We start from the raw sequence: 18,230 nt of genomic DNA on the forward strand, positions 1-18,230 counted from the left end.
CGGAGTACGGGCATGAGGGCCCCTTCGACAGCGCGGTCCTGCATGCGGGATGTATCCGTGCATGGTGTGGCAGGGGTGACCCTGGGCGTCGGACGGTCCTTGCGTGAGGGACAATGAAGGCTCTGTCAGGGCGGGTTGCAGAGGGGACGCATGTCGGAGGCGGAGCGGGCGGGCGAGACCCGTCAAGGCAAGAGCGCTCGTCAGGACTCGTCCGCGCAGGACGTTCAGGACGTACGCGACGATCAGGACGGGCAGGGGCCCTCCGATCGGGACTCCTCTTCCGGCCGGGACGTGACCGGGCGGCTGCTCGCCGGCCGGTACCGGCTCGGCGACGTGCTCGGCCGCGGCGGCATGGGCACGGTGTGGCGGGCCAAGGACGAGACACTCGGGCGCACGGTCGCGGTCAAGGAGCTGCGCTTCCCGTCGAGCATCGACGACGAGGAGAAGCGGCGCCTCATCACGCGTACGTTGCGCGAGGCGAAGGCGATCGCCCGGATCCGTAACAACGGCGCCGTCACCGTCTTCGACGTCGTCGACGAGGACGACCGGCCGTGGATCGTCATGGAGCTCGTCGAGGGCAAGTCCCTCGCCGAGGCCGTGCGGGAGGACGGGCTGCTGGAGCCGCGGCGTGCCGCCGAGGTCGGGCTCGCCGTCCTCGACGTGCTGCGCTCGGCGCACCGCGAGGGCATCCTGCACCGCGACGTGAAGCCGTCGAACGTGCTGATCGCCGAGGACGGCCGGGTCGTGCTGACCGACTTCGGCATCGCCCAGGTCGAGGGCGACCCCTCCGTCACGTCCACCGGCATGCTCGTCGGAGCGCCCTCCTACATCTCGCCCGAGCGGGCCCGTGGGCACAAGCCGGGACCCGCCGCCGACATGTGGTCGCTCGGCGGTCTGCTGTACGCGGCCGTCGAGGGTGTGCCCCCGTACGACAAGGGGTCGGCGATCGCGACGCTGACCGCTGTGATGACCGAGCCGGTCGACCCGCCGCAGAACGCGGGCCCGCTGGAGCAGGTGATCTACGGCCTGCTCGCCAAGGACCCCGCGCAGCGCCTCGACGACGCGGGCGCCCGCGCCCTGCTGAACGCCGTCATCCACGCGCCCGAGCCCAAGCCGGCCCCGGAGCCGGAGCCGGTCGACGCCACCAGGGTCGTGCCGCTGCCGCCGGTGCCGCCCCTCGACAAGCCCTCGGGCAAGGTCGGTGCCGCCGTCGCCGCCAAGGGCGAGGAGGCCGCGGAGAGGTTGCGGGGCGCGCTCACGTCGGTGCGCAAGGCCGCCGCTGCCGCCACGGCCGCGCGGGAGAAGTCGGCCGCGCAGAAGTCGGCCGCGCCCTCCCCCTCCGCGCCGGTGTCCACCGGGCGGATCCCGGCACAGCCCGCGGGGCCGCCGCGCACCCCCGCCCCCAAGGCCTCGATCACCGATGTCGTACCGCGCCGCACTCTCGTGATCATCGCGGCCCTCGTCGCGCTCGTCGTCATCGGCGTCGTCGTGGGGATCGCCCTCAGTGGCGGTGACGACAGCGGCAAGAACGCCAAGGGCGGCGACAAGGCCGCGTCCGTCAGTGCCACCGGCGCCGCCGACAGCGGCAAGGGCGAGGAGACGGGCAAGGGCAAGGGTGAGGACAAGGGCTCGGGCGAGGACGAGAACGAGCCCGACGAGAACGAGCCGGACGAGAACGAGGGCGGGGCGACCGCTCCCGGCCAGGGCGCGTCACCCAGCAAGGACGGCTCAGGCGTCGACGCCTCGGCCAAGACGTACAAGCACTCCCAGGGCTTCTCGATCGCTCTGCCCAAGGGATGGAAGTACGCCTCCACCAGCGCCGCCGGGGCGCGCTTCACCGGCCCCGACGGGCAGAAGCTGCTGGTCGGCTGGACCGGCACGCCGAAGTCCGACCCGGTCGCGGACTGGCGGAAGCAGGAAGGCTACATGCGGCGTGCCCAGTACGACCGCATCCGCATAGAGGCGGTGGACTATCGCGGCTGGAACACGGCCGACTGGGAGTTCACCTACGTCGACGGGGGCACCAAGTACCGCTCGATAGACCGTGGATTCGTGGTCAACGGCTCGCTGGGTTACGGAATGATGTACACCGCGAAGGACGCGGACTGGAGCGGCGCGCAGCGCAAGTCGACGTGGAAGACATTCACACAGAGCTTCAAGCCCAAGTCCTGACCCCCAGGCGCCTTCGGCACGTATCGTGAGTGCTTGCGGACCGTACGCAGCCGTATCAGGAGGCGTCGTGACGCAACAGTTCGTATAACTGGGCACATGGCGAACGGAATTGACCGCAGGGCGGGTCAGGGGGAGGCGTTGTGGACGAGTACGCGGGACGGGTGCTCGCCGACCGTTACCGCCTGCCCGTCCCGGCGCCCGACACGCTCGAGTTCGACGACTCCCGGGCCTTCGACACGTACAGCGGGCAGGAAGTCCTCGTCCGGCAGGTGCCGTTGCCCGAGGTCGTCGAGGCCGAGGTGCTCGACGCGGACGGGCTGCCGGAGGGGTTCAGGCCCGGGGCTCCGGCCGCGCGGGTGTCCGCAGAGCCCGCCGTGGCGCGGGCCATCGAGGCCGCGCAGGCCGCCGCGCAGATACCCGACCACCCCCGGCTCGACCAGGTCTTCGACGTGTTCGCCGAGGGCGGGTCGCTGTGGGTCGTCAGCGAGGTCGTCGCGGCGAGGCCGCTGGCCGCGGTGCTGGCCGAGGCGCCGCTGAGCCCGTACCGGGCAGCCGAGGTCGCCTCGGATGTGCTGACCGCCTTACGGGCGTTGCACGCGCACGGGTGGGTCCATCGGAACATCACCGCCCGGACGGTGCTGGTCTGTGACGACGGGCGGATCGTGCTGACCGGGATGGCCGCGGGGGCCGCAGAGGAGGCCCTGTGCGGGTACGACCCGCGGCCCCAGCCGGTGTCCGGAGAGCCTGAGTTCGGTGCGGCCGTGGAAGTGGCGGAGCCCGAGCCGCCGTCGCCTCCCTTGCCGGCCGTGCCCGCTGTCGCGCCGGATCCCGGGGATTACCGGGCCGCTCGGGCGGGGGCGATCGCCGCGTATCGCGCGGGAGCGCGGGCCGCTGCCGCGGAGCGGGACGATGATCCGTACGGGGTCGATGAGTCCTGGCACGGGGCCGCGCCTCGGCCCGGTCGTTCGGTCGAGGGCATCTCACCTTCTGGCTCCGCTGTGCAGCCCGCCCGTTGGGATGAGCTGGTCGCTGGGGGTGAAGACACGGGGCTCCGCCCCGGACCCCGCTCCTCACGCGCCGGAGGGGCTGAAATCGGGGCCGGAGCTGGGCCGGAGTTAGGTGGCGTCGCCGCTGAGCGGGCTCGGCAGGTGCGGATGACTGTCGTCGGGCCTGTCACCGAGCGGTGGGCGCCCGAGCAGGCCTATCCCGTGCAGGAGAGCTGGCAGCTGGCGGCGCCCGTGGGGCCCGCCACCGATCTGTGGGCCCTGGGGGCCCTGCTCTTCCGGGCGGTGCAGGGGCACGCCCCGTACCCGGAGGAGTCCACGCCGGAGCTCGTACAGATGGTGTGCGCGGAGCCGCCCGCGTTCGCCGAGGAGTGCGGGCCGCTGCGGCCCGTGGTGGAGTCCCTGTTGCGGCAGGACCCCACGGAGCGGCTCGACTTCGAGGAACTGCGGGGCTGGCTGCGGTCGTTGGTGCGGTCCGCGCCGGAGCCCGAGGCGGGGGTGAATGTCGTGCCGGTGCCCCCGTTCGACTCCGCGCGGCTGCCGATCGTGCGCCGCCGGGGCGAGCTCGTCCGCAGGCGGCGGTCGCGGCAGGCCGCCGCGGCACACGCCCGGCACAAGCGCGGCCGCGCCGAGCGGGTGCCGAGGCCGCAGAGGGCACAGAGCCCGCAGAAGGCGCCGAGGGCGCCGCAGACACAGAAGGCACAGAAGGCCCCCAGGGCACCGCGGGTTCAGCAGGCGCGGCAGGGGCGGCCCCGGTCGCTCGGCCGGTGGCTGCTGGTGCTGGTACTCGTCGGGCTCGTCGGCGCGGTGGCGTACGCGGTGGCCTTCATGCCGAAGAGCGATTCGGATTCGAGTGCGAAGGAGAACGCCAACTCGGTGGGCGGGGCGCCGGACCGGTCCCCGTCCGGATCCGACGGCAAGGGGGGCGGGAAGCCGTCCTCGCCCGAGTCCGCCGCGTCGCCCGACGGGAAGACCAGCTCCGACCCGACCAGTACCCAGCCGCAGTCCGATGTCGCCGCCGGGTTCACCCTGCGCAAGGACCCCGAGGGGTTCGAGGTCGCCGTCGCCAAGGGCTGGCAGCGGCAGTCGAAGAACGGGCGGGGCCAGATCCTCTACACGCACGGGAACTTCGAGCTCCTGCTGGTCCCCGGGCGGGACTCCACCTCCTCGTACGGGGCGGACCCCATGAAGTATCAGCGGGAGAACGAGCGTGAGCTGCAGCCGTTCCGCGACTCCACCTGGGCCACGTCGAGCGGCATGAAGTCCATCGACGTCGGCGGAAAGAGCATGGCCGAGGGGCAGTTCACCTGGCAGGGATCCGACGGACGTGAAGTTTTTGTGCGGAATCTGGCCATGGTCGTCGGCGGGAAATACCACGTCATACAGGTACGAGGTCCCGAGGCGGAGCGCGACGAGGTGACGCGGCTGTACGACCAGGCGTCGGCTACTTACCAGTACGGCGGCTGAATCGGGAGTTTTCGGACGCGAGACGTGTCACAGTGCTGTCTTCATGGCACCCCGCCTGTTCCTTGAGAGGCGCCCGCTCCCTAGTGTGGCCCTGTCAAGACCATTGGTGGGAAAGTGAATCAGATGCAGGGCCAGCTACTCGCGGGCCGCTACCGGATCGGTGAGTCGATCGGGCGCGGCGGCATGGGCCGCGTGTGGAGCGCGCATGACGAAGTGCTGCACCGGGCGGTCGCCATCAAGGAGTTGACCGCGGCTCAGTGGGTGGCCGAGGCCGACCGCGCGGTCCTGCTCGCGCGCACGCAGACGGAGGCGCGGGCCGCCGCGCGCATCAACCACCCCGCGGTCGTGACCGTGCACGACGTGCTGGAGCACGACGACCGGCCGTGGATCGTCATGGAGCTGGTCGAGGGGCCCTCGCTCGCCGACGCCGTCAAGGAGCACGGCCGCATCGTGCCCGCCGAGGCCGCGCGGATCGGGCTGTGGACGCTGCGGGCGCTGCGCGCCGCGCACAAGGCCGGGGTGCTGCACCGCGATGTGAAGCCGGGCAACGTGCTGCTGGCCAAGGACGGCCGCGTCAAGCTGACCGACTTCGGGATCGCGCAGGTCGAGGGCGACTCGACCATTACGCGGACCGGCGAGATCGTGGGATCCGTGGACTATCTGGCCCCGGAGCGGGTGCGGGGCTCCGAGCCGGGGCCCGCCTCCGATCTGTGGGGTCTCGGCGCCACCTTGTACACGGCCATCGAAGGGATATCGCCCTTCAGACGTACGTCGCCGATCAGCACGATGCAGGCCGTCATCGAGGAAGAGCCCGAAGTCCCCGAGTACGCGGGCGCGCTGGGTCCTGTCATCGCCGCGCTGCTGCGCAAGGAACCCGCGGACCGGCCCAGCGCCGACGAGGCCGAGGTCATGCTCGCCGAGGCCGCCGAGGGGCGGCGCTCCGGCGCGGCGCAGGCCTATGTGCCGACGCGCGTGGACGTGGTCGCACCGGCGCCCGCACCCACGCCGGTTCCGGGACCCGAGACCGCCACGACCGTGTCACCGCCCGCGCCGGCCCGCACGCCCGTACCGGCCGCCGCGCGGCGGCGCTGGCCCCGGGTGCTCCTCGCCGTGGCCGCCGTCCTGGTCATCGGAGGCGGCGCGGTCGGAGGGGCGTTGTACTACGCCGACCACCGCGGCGACGGGCAGGGGACCGCTACGGGCCAAGACGTCGCGGGGCAGGACGGATCGGCCGATGACCAGGGGGACCAGGGGAACCAGGGGACCCAGGACGGGGCGATCCCCGACAACTGGAAGCGGAAGCACGACGTCGAGGGGTTCAGCCTGATGCTGCCGCCCGGCTGGACGCGCGAGGCGAACGGGTCGCAGATCGATTACACGCCGGACGACGGTCAGCACTTCGTCCGCATCGCCATCGACAAGAAGTCGGACTGGCAGGACTCGTACCAGCACCAGCTGGCCCTGGAGAAGAACCTGCAACGCTCGCTGCCGGACTACCAGCGGGTGAAGCTCGACTCCAACATGTTCCGGGACCTGTCCGGTTCGCTGTGGGACTTCACGTGGACGGCCGGGACCAAGGACACGACGTCCGGGCCGCGGCGCGCCATAGAGCAGACGTACCGGGAGACGGACGGCACGGAGTACGCCATCTACCTGTCCGTGCCCGCCGGGGACTGGGGCACCGCGCGGGAGCAGTTCGACGCCATTCTGCGGAGCTGGCGGCCCGCCTAGCCGACGTGCGGGGCCTGTCCTGAACCGGAGGACGCCGGGTCACAACCGTGCGGCATGATGGGACGCATGGGGACCGAGGGGGGCAACGTCCGCGTGATCGGCGGCCGTTATCGGCTGGAGGCCAGGATCGGTCGGGGCGGCATGGGGGTCGTCTGGCGCTCCACCGACACGTTGCTCGCGCGGCAGGTCGCCGTCAAGGAACTCGCTGTCGACGAGACGCTCTCCGAGGACGAGGCGGCCCAGCAGCGGGAGCGGATGCTGCGGGAGGCGCGGGCCGTCGCCCAGCTGCGGCACCCGAACATCATCGTCGTGCACGACGTGGTGGTGCACGAGGGACGCCCGTACATCGTCATGGACCTGGTGGACGGCGGATCGCTCGCCGACCGGCTCGCGCGCCAGGGCCCCGTCGACCCCGTGGAGGCCGCGCGGATCGGACTCGCGCTGCTCGGCGCGTTGCGCGTCGCCCACGCGGCCGGGGTGCTGCACCGCGACCTCAAGCCCGCGAACGTACTCCTGGAGGCGGGCACCGGCCGGGTCGTGCTGACCGACTTCGGGATAGCCCAGGTCGCGGGCGCCACCACGCTGACCGAGTCCGGCGGGTTCGTCGGGTCGCCGGAGTACACCGCGCCGGAGCGGATGTCGGGCGGCGGGACGGGCACCGGAGCCGATCTGTGGTCGCTGGGCGCGCTGCTGTGCGCCGCGCTGGCCGGTGAATCCCCGTTCCGGCGCGACTCGTTGGGCGGAATCCTGCATGCGGTCGTCTACGAGGAGATCCACCCGCCGGCCGAGGCCGCCCCGCTGCTCCCGGTGATCCGGGGCCTGCTGGAGCGGGAGCCCGCCCGGCGGACGGGGCTCGACGAGGCCGAGCGGCTGCTGCGCGCGTACGTCGCCACGGGCGCGACCCCGCAACCGGCCCCGCCCCGGGCCGCGTACACGCCGACCCGGCCGGACGCGCTCGCCGTGCATCACCGAAAGATCTCGGCGCGGGTGCTGCTCGTGGCCGCGGCGCTCGTCGCGGCGGCCGCCGGGGCGGTTCTCGCCGCGACCGCGCTGCTCGCGGGGCGCGACCACAACACGCCACCGGCGCCCACGACTTCGGCCTCCGAGCCGTCGCACCCTGCGACACCGTCGGCCTCGCCCACCCCGACCGTCACCGTCACCCGGTCGGAGACCCGCACGGCGACGCCGCGGCCCACCGCGCCGACCGGATACCGCACCGTGCAGGACGAGAAGGGGTTCAGCCTCGCGGTGCCCGACGGGTTCACGCGCTCCCTCGACGGGCCGCGGGTGTTCTACATGTCGCCGGGAAAAACGTTCCGTATCGGCGTACGGATCACCGGGAAGCAGGACGGCGGGCCCGCTGCCGCGCAGCGGCGGGCGGCCGCGAACGGGCCGAGCACCAACCCCGGCTACCGGGGCGGGAAGGTCACCGACACCTCGCACGACGGGCACGACGCCGCGCTGTGGGAGTTCACCTGGAACGGGTTCAGCACCGCCGAGGGCGCCCGGCGCACCGTGGACCTGTGCTGGGAGGAGGGCGGCCGGATGTACGACGTGTGGGTGTCGGCGCCGGTCGGCAGAATCGATGAGGCACGGGCGTACTTCGACGCCGCCGTCGACACGTTCGCCCCTTCCGCGGGATGACGCGGGGCACCGGGCCGGTCACAACTCCGTGACCCGAGTGGAACCGTGGGCGTCCGCACGGTAGGGATGGTGCCATGAGTGACAACGGGGGAGCCTCTTACGGCCCGAACGAGCCCACCAGCTTTGATCTGCAGCCGCCGCGGCCTCCGCAGCAGGGAAACCCGTACGCCGGGGCAGCGCCGCACCAGTCGCACCAGCCGTACCAGTCGCATGAGCCGCGCCAGACGCACCAACCGGCGCCCACGCAGGCCGTGCCGCCCCAGTCGGACCCGGGCGCGGGCCGTCTCGTGGCCGGCCGCTACCGGCTGCTGAGCAAGCTCGGGCACGGCGGCATGGGCACCGTGTGGCGGGCCAAGGACGAGACGGTGGACCGCGAGGTCGCCGTCAAGGAGCCCCGGGTGCCCGACCATCTGCCGGACCGGGAGCGGGCCAACGTCTTCGAGCGGATGCGGCGCGAGGCGCGGGCCGCGGCCCGCCTCGACCACCCGGCGGTGGTGAACGTCCATGACGTCGCCGTCGAGGACGGCCGCCCGTGGATCGTCATGGAGTTCGTCCAGGGGCGCTCGCTCGGCGCCGCACTCCAGGAGGGCACGCTCGGCGCGCGGGAAGCCGCCCGCGTCGGTCTCGAAGTGCTCGGCGCCCTGGAGGCCGCGCACGCCGCCGGGATCCTGCACCGGGACGTGAAGCCGGACAATGTCATGCTCGGCCGGCACGACCGGGTGATCCTCACCGACTTCGGTATCGCCCAGATCGAGGGCGAGACCAACCTGACCGACACCGGGGGCTTCGTCGGCTCGCCCGAATTCATCGCCCCGGAGCGGGTGTTGGGGCAGCGGCCGGGCCCCGCGTCCGACCTGTGGTCGCTGGGCGTCGTCCTCTACGCGGCGACGGAGGGCGTCTCCCCGTTCCGCCGCAGCAACACCCCGGCCACGCTGCAGTCCGTGCTGAACGCGACCCCGGCGGCGCCCGCCTCGGCGCAGGGGCCGCTGGCCGACGCCATCAACGGGCTGCTGCAGAAGGACCCGGCGAGACGTCCGAACGCGGCGCAGGTCCGCGCCCTCCTGGAGCGCGCCGCGGAGCCGCCGGCCCCCGCGCCCACCCAGGTCGTACGGATCGGGTCCGCCCGGGGCGGGCTCCGGCTCGGCCGCAGGACGCTGATCGGGATCGGGGCGGGCGTCGTGGTCCTGGCCGTGGCCGCGTACCTGGTGGTCGCGGACCCGTTCGCGGGGCCGTTGCCGGACGGCTGGAAGGGGCGCGAGACGAAGGCGCTCGGGGTGACGGTCGCGGTGCCGGAGGAGTACCGGACCGGCAGGCCCACGGATACGGACACCGACAAGAACTGGGTGACGTACACCGACTGGAGCGGCAGCATCCGGGTGGGCGTGAACGTGGCCCGCAAGAAGGACGACACCCTCAACCAGATCAAGGGCTCTGCCAGGGCGCAGATGTACGACGACGACACCGGGTTCAAGGACTCCGGCGACTCGGTCCTGGACATGCCGAAGGGCGCCGCGACCACCCCGGACGCGAACGCCAAGTACAAGGAGCAGGACGCCGCGCAGAACACCGTCGTCTACAAGACGGACGACACCGAGAACCCCCTGCCGCGCGAGATCCGCTTCTTCTACTTCAAGAACAAGGCCGGCGACATGTACCGGGTGTCGATCAGCTATCCGGGCAAGGGCGACTTCACCGACCGGGGCCGCGAGGTGGCCGAGGACGTTCTGGCCAACCTGGACATCACCGAGGGGTCCTGAGCCGGGAAAGAATTGATCGTCGACTCAGCAGCGCCGTAAAGCTCCTGATCAGCGGCTTTGCTGCCAGCGATCACTGGCGCGGTGTGTGTACTCGGTGAAAGCCCATTACCGATGGGTACCGAAAGCGTCCGCCACGGCATACGCTCCCCCACATGACGGAGTCGCAGGCCACCACCGAGAGCCCCGAGAACGCAGAGACCGCGGCGCGGACCGGCACCAATCCGCCGGCCGCCGCCCCCGAAGGCGCGCGCACGGCCGCGGACGTGGTCACGCCCGAGCTGGTCGCCCAGCTCACCCGGGGCGTGGTCGGCTCGGGGCGGACGGCGAACCACACGCCGTTCACCGGTGAGAAGCTGGCCGATCTTCCGGAGTCGACGCCCGAGGACGTGGCGACGGCCTTCGAGCGCGCCCGCGCCGCCCAGGACGTGTGGGCGAAGACGCCGGTGCGGCAGCGCGCCGCCGTGCTGCTCCGCTTCCACGATCTGGTCCTGGCCCGTCAGGCCGAGGTCCTCGACCTGATCCAGCTGGAGACGGGCAAGGCCCGGCTGCACGCCCACGAGGAGGTGCAGGCCGTGGTCGTCGCGGCCCGGCACTACGGCCGCTCGGCCCCCTCGTACCTGAAGCCCAAGCGGCACACCGGCGCCGTCCCGATGCTCACCAAGGTGACCGAGCTGCGTCAGCCGCGCGGCGTCGTGGGCCAGATCGCGCCCTGGAACTACCCGCTCGAGCTGTCCGTCGGCGACGCCCTGCCGGCCTTCGTCGCGGGCAACGCCGTCGTGATGAAGCCCGACACGGAGACCTGCCTGACCGCCCTGTGGGCCCGCGACCTCCTGATAGAGGCGGGCCTGCCCGCCGAGGTCTTCCAGGTCGTGCTCGGTGAAGGCCCGGTCGTGGGGCCCGAGTTGGTCAAGCACGCCGACTACGTCTCCTTCACCGGGTCCACCCGCACCGGCCGCGAGGTCGCGCAGGGGGCCGCCGCCCGGCTGGTCGGCGTCTCGCTCGAACTCGGCGGCAAGAACGCCATGCTGGTGCTCAAGGACGCCGACGTGGAGAAGGCCGCGGCCGGCGCCGTGCGGGCCTGCTTCTCCTCCGCGGGCCAACTCTGCATCTCCATCGAGCGGTTGTACGTCCATGAGTCGGTCGCCGACGCCTTCGTCGAGCGGTTCGCCGCGCGCACCAAGGCGATGCGGCTCGGCAAGTCGCTCGCGTACGGCGCCGACATGGGATCGCTCGTGGGCGAGCGGCAGTTGACCACCGTGAAGGCTCACGTCGAGGAGGCCGTCGCCAAGGGCGCCAAGCTCGTCGCCGGCGGTGTCGCGCGCCCCGACATCGGCCCGTACTTCTTCGAGCCGACCATCCTGGACGGGGTGGAGGCGCCGATGGCGGTCTGCACCGAGGAGACCTTCGGCCCGGTCGTCTCGATCTACCGCTTCACCGACGAGGACGAGGTCGTCTCCCTCGCCAACGCGACGCCGTACGGGCTGAATTCGTCGGTGTGGACGAAGGACGCCAAGCGCGGCCACGCGGTCGCGGCCCGGCTGCGCACCGGCACCGTGAACATCAACGAGGGGTACGCGCCCGCGTACGGCAGCGTCCAGTCGCCCATGGGTGGCATGAAGGACTCCGGGCTCGGTCGCCGGCACGGCTCCGAGGGCCTCCTGAAGTACACCGAGGCGCAGACCGTCGCGCACCAGCGCGTGATGCCGATGGCGCCGTCGTTCGGGATGGACGACGAGAAGTACGCGGCGTTCATGAGCCGCAGCCTGAGCGTGATGAAGAAGCTCCGGCTGAAGTAGCGGTTGTCGTAGGGCCGGGTGTCTTAGGGCTGGTTGTCGTAGGGCTGTTCAAAGGAGAACGCACACGTGACGCAGGACGGCTATGACTACGACGTGGTGGTGATCGGCTCGGGGTTCGGCGGATCCGTGTCCGCCCTGCGGCTGACCGAGAAGGGGTACCGGGTCGGCGTCCTGGAGGCGGGCCGCCGGTTCGCCCCCGGCACGCTCCCGAAGAACTCCTGGGACGTGAAGAACTACCTCTGGGCGCCCAAGCTGGGCATGTACGGGATCCAGCGCATCCACCTGCTCGGCAACGTGATGGTGCTGGCCGGCGCGGGCGTCGGCGGCGGCTCGCTCAACTACGCCAACACCCTCTACGTACCGCCGAAGCCGTTCTTCGAGGACCCCCAGTGGAAGGACATCACGGACTGGGAGGAGGAGCTGAAGCCGTACTACGACCAGGCGCGGCGGATGCTGGGCGTGCGGCTCAACCCGACGATGACCCCGGCCGATGTGCATCTGAAGGCGGCCGCCCAGTCCATGGGCATCGGCGACACCTTCCACATGGCACCGGTCGGCGTCTTCTTCGGCGACGGTGACGACGCCGACGGGAGCGCCAGGGCGAAGCCGGGGCAGCAGGTCCCCGACCCCTACTTCGGCGGCGCGGGACCGGCCCGCAAGGCGTGCACCGAGTGCGGCGAGTGCATGACGGGCTGCCGGCACGGCGCGAAGAACACCCTCAACGAGAACTACCTGTACCTCGCCGAGAAGGCGGGCGCGGTCGTCCACCCCATGACGTCCGTCGTGTCCGTGACCGACGACTCGCAGGGCGGGTACGCGGTCGCGACGCTGCCGACCGACGACAAGAAGAAGTCGGCCGGGCGCGTCTTCACGGCCCGCAAGGTCGTCGTCGCGGCGGGCACGTACGGTACGCAGACGCTGCTGCACCGCATGAAGGCGAGCGGGCAACTCCCGCACCTCTCCGCGAAGTTGGGTGAGCTGACCCGTACCAACTCCGAGGCCCTGGTGGGCGCGCAGACCACCGACCGGCGCTACCGCAAGCGGCACGGCGCCGCGAAGGTCGACTTCACCAAGGGCGTCGCGATCACCTCGTCCGTCCACCCGGACGCGAACACGCACATCGAGCCCGTCCGCTACGGCAAGGGATCGAACGCGATGGGCGGCATGTCCATCCTCCAAGTCCCTTACGCAGAAGGGTCGTCGAGGGTCGCGGGCTGGCTGGCGAACGTGGCGAAGCACCCGAGCCTGCTGGTGCGTTCCCTCTCCAACCGGCGCTGGTCGGAGCGGACCATCATCGGCCTGGTCATGCAGTCCCTGGACAACTCGCTGACCACCTACCTGAAGCCGGACGGCGTCGGCAAGGGCCTGCTCACCGCCGGGCAGGGCCACGGCGCCCCCAACCCCAAGCAGATCAAGGCGGCTTCGCAGGGCGCGTCCGCCATCGCCGCCGAGATCAACGGCTTCGCCGGGTCGAACGTCGGCGAGCTGATGGGCACCCCGCTGACCGCCCACTTCCTCGGCGGCTGCCCCATCGGCGACAGCGCCGACACCGGCGTGATCGACCCGTACCACCGGGTCTACGGTCACCCGGGCATCACGGTGGTCGACGGCTCCGCGGTCTCCGCGAACCTCGGCGTCAATCCGTCGCTGACGATCACGGCGCAGGCCGAGCGCGCGATGTCGTACTGGCCGAACCACGGCGAGGACGATCCCCGTCCGGCGGTCGGCGCGGCCTACGTGCGGCTCGCGCCCGTCGAGCCGAAGAGCCCGGCGGTCCCGGCGGAGGCGTTCGGCGCACTGAAGCTGCCGCTCCTGGGAATACCGGCGGTGCCGCCCAAGAAGCAGTAGCAGTAAGAAGCAGTAACAGTAAGAAGCAGTAACAGCGCGGCAGTTGAACGCGAAGGACCCGCACCCCCCTCCGAGTGCGGGTCCTTCGCGTTACGTGCGGGGTTCTGGCGACGGGCGCTTACGCCTCGCTGCCCACCTTGCGGCGACGCACGGAGTAGACGACACCGGCACCGGCGACGACGGCGACACCGCCGATGGTCCCGAGGGTCGGCAGCATCGAGCTGGAGCCGGTCTCGGCGAGCGAGCCGGCGAGCGGGGTGCTGCTGCTCTGCGGGGCCGGGGTGTTGCTCGGCTTCGGCGCGCTCGTGGCCGGCGGGACCGTGCCGGGCTTGGTCCCCGCGGGCAGCACCTCGAAGCGGTACTCCTGGTCCTCGGGAACGCTGTAGCCGCAGACGCCCTCGCCGTCCACGCTGGTGGCGAAGGCCACTCCGCCGCCGAGCCCGGCCGGAGCCTTGGCGTCGACCTTGATGCGGAGCTTGACGTCGGTGTGCTTGCCCCGGGCGAGCGGACCGAGCTCGGTGAACGGCTCGTCGTTCTCGACGTCGATGGCGGTGTCGATGTCGTGCCAGCCGGACTTGTCGGAGAACTGGACGTGCAGGTACTTGCTCGTCTCCGTGGTGTCCTCGTCGTACGCGTAGGAGAAGGCGTACAGCTGGGCGGAGACCGACTCGAAGTCAGCGTCCGTCTTGTTCGAGACGCGGAACGTGAAGCCGTGCCAGCCGGAGCCCGCGACGATCTCGGAGGGCAGATCGCGCAGCTCGGCGAGGGTTCCGGGGCTGTCCTCGTAGGCGGTGCACTCGTCGTCGGACTCGTCCTCGTCTTCGGACTCGGACGGGTCGGGGGACGCGGAGTCGGTCGGCGCCGTCGTGGTGTCGGACGGGGCCGGCGAGGTCGTCTCGTCGGTGGGCGCCGGGGGCGTTTGCCCCGTCGACTCGGTGTCGGTCGGGTCCGGCGTGTTCGTCGCGGGCGTCTCGGTCGCGGACTCCGACGTCGACGAGGACGGCTCCGTGGTCGCGGTGGTCTCGGACGCGCTCGGCACCGGGTCGGCGAACGCGGCCGGGGCGGACAGGAGCGCGATCGGGGCTATGGCGGCCGTCGCGGCCGCCGTCACCAGTGCGCGGCGAAGCTTCATCAAGACCTCGATCGGTACGAAGGCGGAGGCCGCCGCGGTGGCGGTCGCGGATGTGGCCGTTGGTTCAGCACATGTGACCTGTGATGGGAGGGAATGGTTGTCCCTTCACTCACGAGATCTTTATGTGAACTGGATCACTCACCGCTCGCTTGCGCTCAGTGCCAGGTCGTTCGCCGCGGTGACGTACACGCGCACGCCGTGGGCGCCGAGTTCGGGGAACAGGTCGGTCTTGTTGCGGTCGACTATGTCGCCGCCGAACCGGCCGAGCGGCACCGCGGCCGGTTCGGGTGTGGCGCAGTGCAGTCGCAGGTCCCAGTGGTCGCGCGTGGCCTCGCGCCGCGCGGCGGCCTCCGTGTAGGGGAGGGTGAACTCGAAGGCGCCGTCCGCGAGTTGGGTCACCGGCACGGAGAAGTCCTGGCTCGTGTCGGTGCGCGAGACGGCCACGACGCGGGCCCCGGCGAGGGTGTCGCGGGATCCGAGCAGCACGGCGCCGAACGTGGCCTCCTCCTCGCCGATCTCGACACGGAGCACCTCCGCGTGCACGGGCCGCTGCCAGGCGCGCACGGCGAGGAAGCCGTCGACGGTGGGGTACGGCAGCCAGGCCGTGACCCCGTCGGGGCCGGTGAGCGGGGCCGCGCCCACGCGCCGGGCCCGCTCGGCGAGGCCGCAGATCAGGCGGGTGCGCCGGTTCGTGCCGCGGCGGGCGATGTAGCAGTCCCAGCGGCCCTCGGCGAGGGAGTGTTCGCCGGGTGCGACGGTGGCGGAGATCGCGCCCAGGTCGGGCGCGGTGGCGACCTCGGGCAACGGCACCCGGATCTCCCGTCCCTTGGGGTCCTTGCGCAGCCGGGCCACGAAGTCGAGCGAGCCGGGCGGCAGGGACGCCGCGTCGAACCGCACGGTGAACCCGCCGTCGGCGGTGGAGCGGACGAACGCGACCGGGCTGACCGGCGCCTTCGGCACCTCGGCCGGCTCGGGCTGGGCGGGCGCGGTGGTTCTGTTCCTGCGCCAGAGGAGGGGGCGGCGCCGCTGGGGTTCCCGCTCCCGTTCCTGGTGGCGGCGGGCCGACAGCGTCCGGAACAGTTCCTCGTAACGCCGGGCGACGGCGGCGGGTTCGAAGTCCGCGGCGCGGGTGCGCGCCGATTCGCCGAGTCTGTCGCGCAGTTCGGTGTCGGACATGAGCAGCCCGAGCGCGTCGGCGTACGACTGGATGCCGCTGTCGCCCTCCTTCAGCGGCACGAGCACCCCGTTCTCCTCGTGGGTGATGATCTCGGCGGGGCCGTGCGGGCAGTCCGTGGCGATCACCGGCACCCCGCAGTGCATGGCCTCGACGATGGTCATGCCGAAGGACTCCATGTCGGAGGAGACCGCCGCGATCGCGCCCTTGGCCCACTCGGTCTCGATGGGGGAGACCGGGCCCATCAGCAACACCCGCTCGTAGAGCCCCAGTTCGTCGATGCGGGCGCGCAGGGCGTCTCGCTGGGGGCCGCGCCCGTACAGCCGCAGCGTCCAGTCGGGGTGGTCACCCGCGACCCTCGCGAAGGCGTCGACGAGCCGGTCGTAGCGCTTGACGGGGATGAGCCGCCCGGCCGCCACGATCACCTTGGAGTCGCGCGGCGAGGGCTGGACGTCACTGGCGGGCACCGAGTTGGGCACGCAGGTGATCGTCGTACGCACCTGGGGCAGCGCGGCGCGGTACTGCGCGGCGTCGGCCTCCGAGACGGTGACGAACGCGTCCAGCTGTCCGATCGCCACGTTCTGGGCGCGGCGTACGTCGTCGGCGTGGCCCGCCAGCGAGAGGTGCTCCTGGCCGATGCGCAGATAGCGGTCGGTGCCGTAGCGGGCCAGGTAGCCGTTGAGGATCGGGCGGGTGGCGATGACGACGTCGGCGTCCGTCTCCGTGAGGAATTCGGAGATGCGCCGGTCGTGCAGCGCGGTGTAGCGCTGCCGCCCCTCCAGCGTGCCCTTCTCGTGGTACATCGCGCAGGGCTGCCCGGTCAGCGGGTCGTCGCCCGCGTACTCCGGGCTGTCCTCACGCAGGTCGACCAGGGTGGCCGTCCGGACGCGCGGGTCGAAGGGCAGCCCCGTCCGGTCGGCGGTCCGGTTCACGCTGACCACGTGGACCTCGTGCCGGGTGGCCAGGGCACCCGACATGTTGGCAGTGGCGCGGATGGTGCCGCCGATGCCGTATGCGTTGTTGATCAAGAAGACGATCTTCATGTGTTCCCCCCCCAGGAGACGAGCCACGTCGGCTCGTGAACTGGTTGAGACCACTGGGGAGGTGAAACGTTGCCTAATGTGGCAGGAGTCACAGAATGAGGTCTATGTTGCGGTTGTGCACTGTGCGTGAACTCTCCCAGTGGGCGCCCCGTTGAGCATCGCGTGGGGAATGCGCCAATTTCCATGCCTCTGCCGTACAACCATTTCGCCGATCCCCGATCGTTACGCAAAGTGACCCTAAAGGACTGGTAAACGTCGCAGGTCCGGGCTTTGATGGCGGCTCGGTGCGGCCGGATCGGCGGACGTGCCCGGGTGCGTGTGGGGTGGGGAACGACGTGAGATCAGGTCTGGGGCGTGTGATGTCCGGCGTCTGTGTGGCGGCGGCGCTCGCCGCCACGGCGGCGTGCGGTTCGGGGGCACAAGGCGGCAAGGAAGACGGCAAGGGCGGCGGCAAGAACGGGGACGCGTCCGCGGCGCAGCCGGCCCTGAAGCCGCTCAGCGAGGCGCAGTTGACGCAAGCGGTGATCACCGGGGCGGACGTGCGGGGGTACCGCGTCGGCAAAGTGCCCGACAGCGAGATCCCGGACGTGAGCGTGCCCGCGAAACCGGCCGCCTGCCAGGCGATCGCCGACATGTTCCTGCTCGGCTCCGAACCCGACGCCGCCGCACGCGTGGCGCGGTCACTGACCAGCCTCACCGAGACGGACGCCACCGTGGTCCAGATGGGCCTCCTCGCGCACGAGGAGGCGGACGCCAAGAAGGTGATCGCGGATCTGCGCACGGCGAGCGAGAACTGTGACGGTTACGAGCACACGGGTTACAAGTACAGCGGCATCAAGCCCCGCGAGGCCCCCGACCTGGGCGACGAGGCCGTCTCGTACGGGATGACCGGCAAGGTCGACGGCGAGACGATCCCGATGACGTACGTCGTCGTGCGCAGTGGCTCCACCCTGGCCGCCTTCTACGCCATGAACATGGCGGACGCGAAGCAGGCCGAGGTGCCTGCGGAGATCGTCGATGCGCAGCTCGCCAAGGTGAAGAAGGTGGCCCGGGCGAAGGCTTCCTGACGGCCGGCGCGGCCGAGACGGGCGAAGGGCCCCGCAGGACGGATCTGCGGGGCCCTTCGGCATCGGCTCCGACGTCAGGGCAGCGTCGTCGGTGCCGCGCAGCGGCGCCGGGGGGTCGCGCCGCAAGTATGGGTGGGTCGACTCACCTGGGGAGCAGGGGACTTGACGCACAGGCTCGGGGATACCCGCGCATCGTGCTCGGTGGTGATCGGTAGTGCTCGGTGACGTTCGATGGGGCTGTTTTCATGGGAAGGGAGGCGGGCCGGTCCCGGGCGTCCCCAGGGCCGGCCGTTCTCTTATGTGACCGGGCTGCTGTCCCCTGCCGTCCGGTCACTGCACTGAAGCGAGGTCCCACGACGTACGGCATGACCGTGACGTCTCATCGCTCCAGCAGA

10 protein-coding genes are annotated in these 18,230 nt (G+C 71.5%); 8 read left to right on the plus strand and 2 right to left on the minus strand.

What is annotated here, in order from left to right; translation table 11 throughout:
* The first annotated feature begins 150 nt into the window (after nt 1–150).
* From ACIREE_RS08200 to ACIREE_RS08230, 7 genes are all read left to right on the plus strand, one after another.
* Entirely contained in the window at nt 151–2,172 is a 2,022-nt protein-coding gene (locus ACIREE_RS08200; protein WP_404147976.1) for a serine/threonine-protein kinase, read from the plus strand.
* Nucleotides 2,173–2,312: 140 nt separating this feature from the next.
* Complete coding sequence (locus tag ACIREE_RS08205) at nt 2,313–4,643, plus strand: protein kinase (RefSeq protein WP_404147979.1); 2,331 nt, start codon at nt 2,313–2,315, stop codon at nt 4,641–4,643.
* A 123-nt stretch (nt 4,644–4,766) separates the two neighbouring features.
* Nucleotides 4,767–6,374 (plus strand): serine/threonine-protein kinase, encoded by a 1,608-nt coding sequence (locus ACIREE_RS08210; RefSeq protein WP_404147982.1) that lies wholly within the window; start codon nt 4,767–4,769, stop codon nt 6,372–6,374.
* Between the two features lie 66 nt (nt 6,375–6,440).
* Complete coding sequence (locus tag ACIREE_RS08215) at nt 6,441–8,018, plus strand: serine/threonine-protein kinase (protein WP_404147985.1); 1,578 nt, start codon at nt 6,441–6,443, stop codon at nt 8,016–8,018.
* A gap of 74 nt (nt 8,019–8,092) precedes the next feature.
* Complete coding sequence (locus tag ACIREE_RS08220; protein ID WP_404147988.1) at nt 8,093–9,775, plus strand: serine/threonine-protein kinase; 1,683 nt, start codon at nt 8,093–8,095, stop codon at nt 9,773–9,775.
* A gap of 152 nt (nt 9,776–9,927) precedes the next feature.
* Nucleotides 9,928–11,571 (plus strand): succinic semialdehyde dehydrogenase, encoded by a 1,644-nt coding sequence (locus tag ACIREE_RS08225; protein ID WP_404147991.1) that lies wholly within the window; start codon nt 9,928–9,930, stop codon nt 11,569–11,571.
* Between the two features lie 66 nt (nt 11,572–11,637).
* Nucleotides 11,638–13,419 (plus strand): GMC oxidoreductase, encoded by a 1,782-nt coding sequence (locus ACIREE_RS08230; protein WP_404147993.1) that lies wholly within the window; start codon nt 11,638–11,640, stop codon nt 13,417–13,419.
* A 118-nt stretch (nt 13,420–13,537) separates the two neighbouring features.
* On the opposite strand, the gene ACIREE_RS08235 is transcribed toward ACIREE_RS08230, so the two are convergent.
* The gene (locus ACIREE_RS08235) at nt 13,538–14,551 is read right to left on the minus strand and encodes a peptidase (RefSeq protein WP_404147996.1); all 1,014 of its coding nucleotides are present in this window, start codon (nt 14,549–14,551) and stop codon (nt 13,538–13,540) included.
* Nucleotides 14,552–14,689: 138 nt separating this feature from the next.
* Complete coding sequence (locus ACIREE_RS08240) at nt 14,690–16,768, minus strand: glycosyltransferase family 4 protein (RefSeq protein WP_404147998.1); 2,079 nt, start codon at nt 16,766–16,768, stop codon at nt 14,690–14,692.
* Between the two features lie 359 nt (nt 16,769–17,127).
* On the opposite strand from ACIREE_RS08240, the gene ACIREE_RS08245 reads away from it, so the two are divergent.
* Nucleotides 17,128–17,835, plus strand: coding sequence for a hypothetical protein (locus tag ACIREE_RS08245; protein ID WP_404148000.1), 708 nt, complete (start codon nt 17,128–17,130; stop codon nt 17,833–17,835).
* The last annotated feature ends 395 nt before the right edge of the window (nt 17,836–18,230 follow it).

Source organism: Streptomyces sp. NPDC102467 (assembly GCF_044765445.1).
Taxonomy (GTDB): Bacteria; Actinomycetota; Actinomycetes; order Streptomycetales; family Streptomycetaceae; genus Streptomyces.